Consider the following 13785-nt stretch of genomic DNA (forward strand, 5'->3'; position numbering starts at 1 on the left):
TCCATAACCAGCAAGATTTTTAAGAGCCATTCTTGGACTGTTGATGCTTGATCATTATGAATATATGCAACGCCATGCTGTTACAGTAGCCAGTGGCTATACCACGATCAATGCGAATAATAATCCGTACATAGGGTTACTACCCCCTAAAGTAGTCTCCCCAGAAACGATCACTATTCCCAGCTATAGCGATATTAAAACTCAGGAATTAAATGCTCGTACTCCGCTAGGCGCATCAACTATTACCTTCAATGCCAGTAGCAATCCGATCAACAATGTTAATGACTGGAACAACAAATTTCCCCAGCCAGGAACTAGCACTAATCCAAAAGTAGTCAGGGTCACGGGTAGTGGACTCAACATACCTAACGGAGTAAATCTCAGCAACTACATCATTACTGTAGATAATGGTGATATTAACTTTAATGGGAATGGTAACATTCTCGATAACGTTGTACTCGTTACCAGCAATGGCAATATTAACTTAGGCAAAGTTCAATCTAATAATCTCTCCGTATTTGCTTCAGGTGCAATCAACATGAATGGTCAAGCCCGTTTTGGTGGGAAGACTTTGATTGCTAATAATAGTAACAATATTACTTTTGATGGAGCTACTAAAACCACAACTAATGCTGATGCAATCAAGGTTATTTCTCAGGGAAATATTACTTTTAATGGAGCCTTAGACACTAGAGGTGACTTCCTTAGTAAAGGCACTTTCACTGCAAATGGTAATGCTTTTATCTTTGGCAGCATCAATGCAAAGCAGAATATTATTTTTAATGGAGGGGCATATGTTACGGCAGTTAGTAGCAACTCTGCTCCGACAAATCTTTTACTCAGCAATAATACAACTCCAGAGAACGTAGTCGCAAATTCTCTAATTGGTAACTTTACCAGCACAGACCCTGATTCGGGTAACACGTTTACCTATAGCTTGGTAACTGGAACTGGAAGTACTGATAATGCTGCTTTCACGATTATCAACAATGAGTTACGCATTGTTAACTCACCTGATTTTGAAGCGAAGAATAGCTATAGCATCAGAGTCAAAACGATAGATCAAGGGGGTCTATCCTTTGAGAAAGTATTCACAGTCAATATCAATGATGTTAATGAAGCGCCGATCGCATTAGTTCTCAGCGATAATACAACTTCAGAGAATGTATCCGCTAATTCTTTAATTGGAACATTCGCCAGCACAGACCCCGATACAACTCCACAGACTTTTACTTATAGCTTGGTTACAGGAACTGGGAGCACTGATAATGCTGTTTTCACAATCGCCAACAATGAGTTACGCATCGTAAACTCTCCTGACTTTGAAGCCAAGAATAGCTACAGCATTAGAGTCAGAACTACCGATCAAGGAGGACTATCCTTCGAGAGAGTATTTACGGTAGGTATCACCGATGTCAATGAAGCCCCAACAGCACTAGTTCTCAGCAATAACACGACTCCAGAGAATGTTGCAGCAAATTCTCTAATTGGGACATTTACCAGCACAGACCCTGATACAATTCCACAGACTTTTACTTATAGCTTGGTTACAGGAACTGGAAGTACTGATAATGCTTCTTTCACGATTGTCAATAATGAGTTACGCATTGTTAACTCTCCTGATTTTGAAGTAAAGAATAGCTACAGCATTAGAGTCAGAACGACAGATCAGGGCGGACTGTCCTTTGAGAAAGTATTTACTGTAAGTATCACTGATGTTAATGAAGCGCCGCTCGCATTAGTTCTTAGCAATAATACAACTCCAGAGAACGTAGTTGCAAATTCCCTAATTGGTAACTTTACAAGCACAGACCCTGATTCGGGTAACACGTTTACCTATAGTTTGGTTACGGGAACTGGAAGTATAGATAATGCTTCTTTTGCGATCGCTAACAATGAGTTGCGAATCGTCAATCCCCCTGACTTTGAAATTAAGAATAGTTACAGTATTCGTGTTAGGACTACAGATCAAGGAGGTCTATCCTTTGAGAAAGTATTTACTGTAAGTATCACTGATGTTAATGAAGCGCCGATCGCATTAGTTCTTAGCAATAATACAACTCCAGAGAATGTAGCTGCAAATTCTCTAATTGGTAACTTTACAAGCACAGATCCTGATTCGGGTAACACGTTTACCTATAGTTTGGTTACTGGAACTGGAAGTGCTGATAATGCTGCTTTCACGATTGTCAACAATGAGTTACGCATTGTTAACTCACCTGATTTTGAAGCGAAGAATAGCTACAGCATTAGAGTCAGAACGACAGATCAGGGGGGGCTGTCCTTTGAGAAAGTATTTACTGTAAGTATCACTGATGTTAATGAAGCACCGATCGCATTAGTTCTCAGCAATAATACAACTCCAGAGAATGTAGCTGCAAATTCTCTAATTGGTAACTTTACAAGCACAGACCCTGATTCGGGTAACACGTTTACCTATAGTTTGGTTACGGGAACTGGAAGTACAGACAATGCTTCTTTTGCGATCGCTAACAACGAACTCCGTATTGTAAACTCGCCTGATTTTGAGGCTAAGAGTTCTTACAGCATTCGAGTTAGAACTACGGATCAGGGCGGTTTATCATACGAGAAAAGCTTTACAGTTAATATCACCAATGTTAACGAAGCTCCAGTATTTACTAGCACGCCAACTAACAATGGTAGCCAATCATACCTTTATAACATTATCACTACCGATCCAGAGAATGATAAACGCGACATTACCGCCACCAATCTGCCAACTTGGCTAACCCTGACCGACAATCATGACGGCACTGCTAAACTCATTGGTACACCTAGCTTTACCGACTCTGGTATCTACAATATCCAGCTCAAGGTTACCGATATCGGTGGACTGAGTACATTCCAAACTTTCAACCTCGACAGCAGCATCCAACTCACCGAGAACAGTAACTTTACTACTGCCAAGACCAAATCCTTAACTCTTCCCACTAGTCCATCTATACTCAGCTTTCAACTTGATTCCTTACTATTTGATACCACCAGTCAAAATCAAATCAAGGATTCCTTAGAAATCTCGCTTACCGACCAGAACGGCAATACATTAGTCCATACCATTGATAATCGCAAAGATGTCTTCTTTAACATTAGCGATGGACAAACTCCCGTTCTTGGAGCCGATACCACCTATAACCCAATTACTAAAACCGTAAGCGTCAATCTTCCTGCGGGTACAAATGGACAAATAGCCAACCTCACAATTCGACTAGTTAACGACGATAAAGATACTAATACCACCGCTACAATTCGCAATATTCAACTTCAATCAGGAGGCTCTGGCATTTCCTCGGTCATAATTCCTAATAATATTTCGGTCAACCAACCTTTTACTGACTTTGCTGGTGTCACCGATGTATCTCTCAGCATCTTAGCCCAATATCAACAAACCTCCTTTAACTCAAAAACAAAAACTCTTTACACCGATATAACCTTGCTAAATCAAGGTACATATAGCATCAGTAGTCCTTTACTTGTAAGCATTGGGAATATCAGCGACCCCAGTGTCAAAGTCATCAATACCGCAGGTAAAACCCCCGATGGCATTCCTTTTTATAACTTTAGCAACCTTGTTAACAACCAAAATTTAAATCCACAGCAGAATACTCAGCTAGGCACCTTAGCTTTTTACAATCCCAATCAGGTTCAATTTACCTATGACTTGCAAGTCCTAGCTGGCATCAATCGCAATCCAGTTATTACTTCTACTGCACCGACAGAATCATTAATTGGCAAACCTTATACCTATCAAGTAGTTGCTACCGATCCAGATCAAAATCCACTTACCTATATTCTTGAATCTGGTCCAACTAATGCCAGCATTAACAGTCAAACTGGGCTGCTCACCTATACTGCCGATGCTACTGGCACTCAAAGTATTAGTATTAAAGTCACCGATAATCAAGGCGGATGGGCAACTCAAACCTTTAATCTGAATGTAATGGATGGAAGTTTAATTCCCAATCGTCCTCCAGTCATCACTAGCAATCCTGAAGTCAGTGCCGATATAACTAAACTCTATACCTATCAAGTTAAAGCTAGTGACCTCGATTATGACAATCTCACTTACTCGATTGTTAAAAGTCCTACAGGGCTGAGCATTGATGCCAATACGGGATTGGTAAGTTGGCAGCCCAAAGGTACACAGATGGGAATTGCGGATGTGATTTTGCAGGTGACCGATGGTAGGGGTGGCGTTACGCAGCAGAAATATCAGGTTTCAGTGGGTGGAGAAATTGCGGGAAATCATGCGCCGATAATTATCAGTACGCCTGAGACGGCAGCTTTTGCGGCTACGGGTTATGTATCGAGAGTGGAGGCGATCGATGCGGATAATGATAAGTTGACTTACAAGATTGTTTCGGCACCAGATGGAGTAACGATTGATGCGAATACGGGTTGGATTACTTGGACGACGAAACCGACGGATGTGGGAACGCAACAGATTAAGGTGTCAGTTGATGATGGAAAAGGTGGGATAGATATTCAGAGCTTTAGCGTGGATGTGTCGGGAGTCTTGCCTGGACAGATATGGGGCAGAGTTTACTACGACAGCGATACGCCTCCACAGGATCTAGTAGATCTTCTCAAGCAACAGCCAAAAGTTAATCAACCCAAAACTGGGAATAGATTGGATTTCCCTATCCTCACTAACGATCCAGCAACAGCAGCTAAATATGACGGGATAAACTTGAGTACGACTCTATTACCTGACTTAGCACCTAGCGCATATCAATACTTTCTTTCCTATTCCGACGCATATAACAAACTTATTCTCAGTACCACATTGCCAACGAATATTGGGACGAATTATCGCTCACTAAACTCTGATGGGACAACTTCTGAATTATTATCTCCTAATCCAGGCGGAACTTTTTTGGGAGGAACAAGAGATGGAGATAGGTTTGGAATCGTGCCAAAAGATTACATAGGAGATTTTAAAACAGGAGATATTTTTACTGTCGCACCTAATCTTTTTAATGCCAATATTCAAAAGACTACAAAGAACCTAGATGGAACATATACTACGACTGATTTTGCAACCTTAAAAGCTCCTATCTTAAATCCTTCAACACTTAGAGGTAAATTCGACATAGTAGAACAATTATTATTTGATACAACTGGCAACTTTGGAGGCGACCTTATAGCTAAAGTTTCTAGCGCTGACGGATCGGAAGGAAATATCGGTCAAAGTATTTATAGAATAAAAGCTGATGGAACTGTCTCAACCCTAGCAACTTTTAATAATATTCTTCCCAATACTCCAATTCCAACTATATATCCAGATTCGTCATTGGATATGACGCTAATCCCTAATGAATCAAGTTACGGAGTATTGTCTGGAAAATTATTAATGCAGGGAATAGGCAATATTATTTTTACAATAGATTCATCAGGTAAGATTCAAACTTACTCCTTCCCTCCTGGAGGTTATGATGGGACATCTCCTCAATCAACAAATAGGGAATATAGTCTTTCTGGCATTGCCCCTGTTATCATCCAGCCAAATTCTAATGCTTTTGGTAAATTTTCTGTCTCAGGTACATTTGGCAGTTATTTCCCAAATCAAGTACAAGTGATTAGTGCCGATCTTCTGCAACCATTTGTTGGAGACTATCTGAGTCAAACAAACGCTAATTATTTCTATTTCGATGGTACAAAGTTTCAGTTTTTGTTTAAAAGCGATATTAAAGGATCTGATGTAAACGGTAACATTCAACTTGGGGTAAGCTATGCTACCGATAATCTGGTTTTTGCCCCTGTAGGGTTAGGGAATGTTCCTAATGTAAAACCGCTTAGTTTAGCCAATCAAATCGTTTTCATCGATAAAAATAATAATGGAATTCGTGAAGCTGATGAAGTCTATACCAAGACTGACGACAATGGGATCTATCACTTTGATGTTGCAGCTGGAAGCTATCGCGTTGTAGAGGAACTACAACCAGGATTCCAGATTACGAATCCTACCAATCCAAACTATCGTACTGTTGTAGTTACACCAGGTAAAACAAACAGCGGCAACAACTTCGGACTTATTAGAAATCATGCTCCAGTTATTACCAGCACTCCAGAAACAACCGCATATGCTGCTACGGGATATCTAACTCAAATCAAGGCTACGGATGCGGATAACGACAAACTAACTTACAAGATTGTTGCGGCACCAGATGGAGTAACGATTGATGCGAATACGGGTTGGGTTACTTGGACGACGAAACCGACGGATGTGGGAACGCAACAGATTAAGGTGTCAGTTGATGATGGAAAAGGTGGGATAGATACTCAGAGCTTTAGCGTGGATGTGTCGGGAGTCTTGCCTGGACAGATATGGGGTAGGGTTTACTATGACAGCGATACGCCTCCACAGGATCTAGTAGATCTCCTCAAGCAACAGCCAAAAGTTAATCAACCCAAAACTGGGAATAGATTGGATTTCCCTATTCTTACAAACAATCCTACAACAGCAGCTTTGTTTGATGGGATGAATGTTAGTTCGACACTCCTACCTGATTTAACCTCTCGTATCTATCCATATACATTGTTCTACTCTGATGCATATGACAAACTGATCATCAGTGCGCCTATAAATTCAACTGGTACCATTGCAGATGCTCTTGGTACCGACTATCGATCTATCAACTCTGACGGCACAACATCTCAATTCTTATCACCTAATCCAGCAGGTTCTTTTCTAGGCGGTGGATCTGGGCAGTCCACTCAAATTGCAATTGTGCCAAAAGACTATATTGGAGATTTTAAGACTGGAGATATTTATACAATCGCTTCACAATACACTTATGACCCAATTAAAATTCAAAAGACTACAAAGAACTTAGATGGTACTTATACAACGTCTATTGTTGCTATTATAGCTTCTAATTTGGCTAATGTAATTGGAATCAATACAAGTTATGCTTATGCATCTGAGTTTCTATTTGATACAACTGGAAATTTTGGAGGAGATCTTCTGGTTAAAGTTGAAAGTAATGGTATAGATAATTATAGACGCAGTTCTATTTTACGCGTAAAAGCTGATGGAAATGTGTCAAATCTTGCAACTTTTACTGACAATGGAATTTCATTTCCCCTTATATATCCTTTTCAAGGAATGGCTTTAGTCCCTAATGAATCAATTTACGGAGATTTAGCAGGGAAGCTGATACTTCCTGGTTCTGGACTTAAGTTTACAATTGACTCATCAGGCACAATTCAAAGCTATATTTCTCCACTTAGTGGCTACGATGGAACCTTTCCGCAATCTTCTACTAGACCAGATCTTATTGCCAGTACAGTAGGGTGGAATATTAATGGTGACTCAATTCCAATATTGCCTAATTCTAATGCTATCGGCATAAGTCAAGATACAGGAGGATCTAGCCCCAACTCTCCTTATCAGTTGCAGATAATAGATGCTGATATATTTCAGCCTTTTGTTGGAGACTATCTCCTACCGCAGGGAAGCTATCAATATTTTGATGGGACAAAAAATCAAACCATATTTAAGAGCGATATCAGACCAATTCTTGCTAATGGTGATCTTAACCTTGGTGTTAGCTACTCCATCTCCAATTTAGTCTTTGCTCCTACAGGCTTAGGGAATGTTCCTAGTGTAAAACCGCTCAGTTTAGCCAATCAAATTGTTTTCATCGATAAAAATAATAATGGAATTCGTGAAGCTGATGAAGTCTATACCAAGACTGACGACAATGGGATCTATCACTTTAATGTTGCGGCTGGAAGCTATCGCGTAGTACAGGAACTACAACCAGGATTCCAGATTACGAATCCTACCAATCCAAACTATCGTACTGTTGTAGTTACACCAGGTAAAACAAACAGCGGCAACAACTTCGGCAATATCAGAGCATTCATTCCACCCGTCGTTCCGCCCAGCAACACCGCCCCAGAATTCCTGACCACCGCCCCCACTGCCGCTCAAGTTGGACAGACCGTTCTCTATCGCCCCAAACTTCAAGATGCTGAGAACGATCCAATTACCTTAGAAGCAGTCACCCTTCCCAATGGCATGACCTTCGATAAAACTAGAGGGTTACTCGCATGGAAACCCAGCGCCGATCAAATCGGTACTCAGACCGGCATCCTCAAAGCCAGTGATGGCAGAGGCGGTATCACCTTGCAAAGCTTCAGCATCGAAGTTCCACCCCTACATCTCAACCCGCAATTTCTAGTTCCCCCACCCGCCCTCAGCGAAGTCGGTGTCGGACAGACCATTGAATACGACATCCGCACCTTTAATACCTACGGCGTAAGCGACCCTATTTTCACCCTTACCACTAGCCTAAGTTCAGCAACCCTAGAGAAAATTCCTTACTACATTAGCTTTATTCCTTCTGGATATCTAGGACAGGAACAAACCTTCAAATTTACACCGAAAGCCACCGACTTAGGCTTAAATACCTTCACCATCGGCATCGATGACAAGCAAGGCGGAACAGCAAAATACACTTTCCAAATTAATGTCGTAGCTTCCAAACCGAATAATTCTCCAATCCTCAATCTTGATGGAGCCTCCGAGCGCACCCTTTTGGGACTTCCCTACACCGCAAATATTACGGCTACAGATCCCGATAACGACAAACTAACCTTCTCAATAGTTAACGCCCCCTCAGGTTTAACCATCCAAAGCAGTTTGGGCAACAGCGCGCGTCTATTCTGGCAACCCACCGCAGATCAAACTGGCAAATTCCCCATTACTATCAAAGTCGATGACAATCGCGGCGGCGTTGATATTGAGACCTACAACTTAGAAGTTGCCAGCAGTGCTACCGTTAAAAACAAACCGCCCTTTTTCGCTTCCGAACCGATTGTCTCAGGCACTGTCAACAGCACCTATAGATACAGCGTCAAGGTTGATGACCCAAACAATGACAACTTGATTCTTACCCTCAACCAAGCACCAGACGGCTTAATCCTCGACCCCGTTACCAAACAACTGCAATGGAATCCTACCAGCAAAGATATCGGTGACCATGCGGTTATCCTGCAAGTAGTCGATTCATCAGGAGCGATCGCCACCCAAACCTATAACCTCAAAATCCGCGCCCTTAACCTCCCGCCTATCATCACTTCTAGTCCGATTACGCTTGCTGCCGCCAATGGCATCTACCAATACCGCGTACTGGCTCAAGATCCTGAAGGTAATCCCCTCAACTATTTCCTTGATTCATCTCCTTCAGGCATGACCATCGATAATACAGGCTTAATCTCCTGGTCACCTACCACCGCTACTACCGCTAATATCTCGATTCGCGTCGATGATAATCAAGGCGGCACGACCAGTCAAAACTATCAAATTCAAGTCTCTGCTACACCAATTAACCTCCCGCCCGCCATCACTTCTAAACCGATCTATGGAGCTAGTGCAGGAGCAAAATATACTTATCAAGTCACCACCAGTGACCCCGAATCCGCATCTATTACCTACAGTCTTGCTTCGGCTCCTTCAGGCATGAGCATAGACAATACTGGCTTAATCTCTTGGAATTCTTCCCTAGCTGGGACATTCCCCATCGAGGTTGTCGCCACAGATAACCAAGGACAAAAAGCGACTCAGAAATACAGTCTAGAAGTAATTACCAACCTAGCTCCGATCGTCACTAGCCAGCCAATCGTCCAAGCGATCGCTGGTCAAATCTACCGCTACGATGTCAAAGCCACAGATCCAAATAATGATCCAATCGGCTACGAACTTGATGCCATCAGCAAAGCCCTCGGCATTACCATAGACAGTCTTGGTCGAATTCGCTGGAATCCACAAATTGCGAACATTGGCAATCATGCGATCGCTGTTAAGGTCAGCGATAATCGCGGCGGTGTAACGACTCAAGCCTTTAATCTTAGCATCAATGCTGACACAGAGGCTCCTGTCGTTAATCTCTTTGTCAACCAATCCGTTTTCAATCAAAATGAAACTGCTACTCTAGTCGTCAATGCGACTGACAACGTGGATGTAGATAGTCTCAGCTTAAATATCAACGGACAAAATCTGCTCGTCGATGCCAATGGTAAAACAGATTTCAAACTCTCTAATTTAGGGACATATACTGGGACAGCCATAGCGAAAGACAAAGCTGGCAACATCGGTCAAGCTAAAGTAATCTTTAATGCTATTTCCCCTGATGTAGATGCACCGACAGTTACTTTTGCCATGAAGGATGGAGCTAATACTTTAATCGATGGGGCTACGATTACCAATGCCGTGGATATTTACGGTACGGTGGCGGATACGAATTTTCAAGACTACCAGATTGAAGTTGCCCCCATTGGTACCGAAGATTTTGTATTGATTGGTGGGGGAACGACACAGGTTATAAATGGCAAGTTAGGCACTTTTGACCCTTCCACTTTAGCTAATGATTTGTATACGGTGCGGGTAACGGCCAAGGATTTGACGGGTAAGTCTACGAGTTGGGAACAGACTGTAAGCGTAGAAGGGAATCTGAAACTAGGAAACTTTACTCTTTCATTCACTGACCTATCGATACCGATATCAGGTATTCCGATTAATGTAACCCGCACCTATGATTCACTCAATGCTAAGGTTAGCGATGATTTTGGCTATGGGTGGAGATTGGAGTTTCGAGATACGGATCTCCGCACGAGTTTGGCAAAGGATGAGGTTTACGAACAGACAGGTTTGAGAACACAGGCGTTTAAGGATGGTACGAAGGTATTTATCACTTTGCCAGGGGGCAAGCGCGAAACCTTTACCTTTAAGCCCACCCGCGATCCAATTTCTAGCTATTTCCCTGCGATCGATGGCTACGATACATCGATCTATCATCCTGCCTTTACATCGGAGAAAGGCTCCACTAGTACCTTGACCGTTGTCGATACTAAGTTAAGTTACATCGATGGTAAGTACTATTCCCTTGGTAGTGGGGTGGCTTACAATCCTGCGGATGGATATTTTGGGAATAAGTATATTCTCACCACGAAGGAGGGGATTGTGTATGAGATTGATGGCACGACGGGGGATTTGAATAAAGTTACCAATCCCAATGGCAATACGCTCACGTTTACGGATGCGGGAATTACTGCTTCGACTGCGCTCAGCACAGGTAGCGATACAGGAAAGGCGGTGACATTCCAGAGGGATGCTAGTGGAAGGATTACTTCTGTAACCGATCCTCTCGGTCAGGTGGTGAAGTATCAGTATGATGCTAAGGGTGATTTGATTGGGGTATCGGACAGGGAGAATAATACGACCCAGTTTAAGTATGCTCAACCCACCCGCGACCATTTCTTGACAGAAGTTGTCGATCCTCTTGGAAGATCTGGGGTGAAGAATGAGTATGACGCGCAGGGTCGTCTGGTGAAGTTGGTGGATGCTTTGGGTAATCCTGTGGAGTTGGCTTATGATCCGACTAATTCCACAGAGACGATTAAGGATGCTTTGGGCAATCCGACGACTTATGTTTATGACCAGAGGGGTAATGTTGTATCAGAAGTCGATGCTCTAGGTGGTTTGATTTCAAGAACCTATGACGAGCAGAACAACTTACTTTCCGAAACTGATGCAGAAGGTCGTACAAAGTCATATACGTATGACTATAGTAATAATCTACTTTCCCAAACAGATGGATTAGGGAATACTTCTCGTTATACGTATGGAGCCAACAGTAAACTTCTGACTAGTATAGATCCCCTTGGAAATGCAACTAAATATACTTTAGATAGTAAAGGAAATGTTCTTTCTAAAATTGATGCCGAAGGGAATAAGACAACCTATACATACGATTTTAGAGGAAATGCTATTTCTATTAAAGATGCTAAAGGGGGTATAACCAGCTACGGATATGATGTTTTTGGAAATCGTATCCGTATGGTCGATCCATTAGGAAATGAAACCACTTACACCTATGATGCTCGAGGTAATCAACTTACTGAAACCTTCAAAATTACTACATCTTTAGGAATTCGTACCTTAACTACAACAAAGACCTTTGATGGTAACAATAATACAACATCTGTCACCGATGCAGAAGGCAATATCTCTCGTTTTGAATACGATCCCAACAATAAACAGATTACTACTATCGATCCATTGGGAAGACGTACTGAATCTCGTTATGACGAGAAAGGTGAACTTACATCCGTTATCTTTAGCGATGGTAAATCTAATTCTTACACTTATGATGCCAAAGGGAATCGCATTTCCTCTACTGATCGCGAAGGTAGAACTTCATTTATTAGCTACGATGCATTAGGAAGAGCAACCCAACTAATTGCTCCTGATGATACGCCTAACGATCTTTCTGATAATCCTCGCAAAATACTTACCTATGATCGCGCAGGATGGCTGAAATCAATAATAGATGAACGTGGGATAAAAGCAGAATATACTTATGATGCCTCTGGAAATATCACCAGTGTTATTAATTCACTAGGTGACACCTTAATCAATACCTACGATCCAGCCCGTCATAAAATCTCAACCACAGACGCTTTAGGTAGAACCACACAATTTACCTACGATGGCCTCGGTCGTCAATTGGATACCATCTTGCCTGATGGCACAATTGCAAGAACAGTTTATGATTCCCTTAACAATGTCACTGCTAAAATCGATCAGGCTGGTAAGAAGATACAGTATGAATATGATGTCTTGAACCGACTTACTGCGGTTATCGATCCACTTAACCAACGTACCAGCTATGCCTATGACGAAGTGGGTAATCTAACATCTCAGACTGATGCTAACAATCACATTACACGGTATGAATATGATGGTTTGAGAAGGAGATTAGCGATGGTTAACCCACTTGGAAATCGCTCAGAAATGAGCTATGACAGTGTTGGAAATTTGGTTAGTATAAAAGATTTTAACGGCAATACAACTACCTATGAGTATGACAGTAATAATCTATTGACAGCAAAGCACTTTGCTGATGGTACATCCACTACGTTTACCTATACCTCAACAGGCAAACGAAAGTCTGAGACTGATACAAGAGGTACGACTTTATTTACTTACGATGCCAACGATCTCTTAACTTCACGTATAGAACCAGATGGGACGACAGTTAGTTATACCTATAAAAATGGCAATATCACCTCTGTAGAAACACCATCAGGTAAGACTAAATATACCTACGATGTCCTTGGTCGATTAGATACAGTTACTGATGCCACAGGTGATGTGACTACTTATACTTATGACAAAGTTGGCAATCTAATAGAGACGAAGTTGTCAAATGGAGTAGTAGAAACTAGACAGTATGACAACATGGATCGTCTATCTGTGTTTACAAATACTACTGCAACGGGTACGGTTCTCTCCAATTACAGTTATACCTTTGACCCTGTAGGCAATATCAAAACGGTAGATGAGTTTGGAGGTAGGAAAGAAACTTATACTTATGACGATCTCTACAGACTGACTCAAGAAGCAATTATCGATCCTCTAACTGGAAATCGCACGACAGATTATACTTTTGACTCAGTAGGCAACCGATTGGGTAGGTTTGATTCACTAACAGGAATGACAACTTACTCTTACGATACTGGGGATAGGTTAATTACAGAAACGAGTGCCAGTGATATAACTTCCTATAGTTATGATAAGAATGGCAATACGCTCTTAGAGTTTAAGAGTCCTAATGATCAAACAACTTATGCTTAGTGATGCAGAAAACTCAGTTGAGTCTCAATATGAGACAAGGGTAACACGAGCAAATTCGATACGAAAATCTAACTTTTCGCGTTTGGCAATAGAAGCACAGGCGGGAGGAGGATTAGTTCTAG

1 protein-coding gene is annotated in these 13785 nt (G+C 41.8%); it reads left to right on the forward strand.

Features of this window, described 5'->3' with window-relative positions; genetic code table 11:
* The first annotated feature begins 43 nt into the window (after window positions 1-43).
* Window positions 44-13663 carry a putative Ig domain-containing protein gene (locus PseudUWO310_RS15770; RefSeq protein ID WP_142602903.1) on the forward strand — a complete coding sequence of 4540 codons (13620 nt, stop codon included), beginning with the start codon at window positions 44-46 and terminating at the stop codon, window positions 13661-13663.
* Window positions 13664-13785 lie beyond the last annotated feature (122 nt).

The organism is Pseudanabaena sp. UWO310, assembly GCF_006861605.1.
GTDB lineage: Bacteria > Cyanobacteriota > Cyanobacteriia > Pseudanabaenales > Pseudanabaenaceae > Pseudanabaena.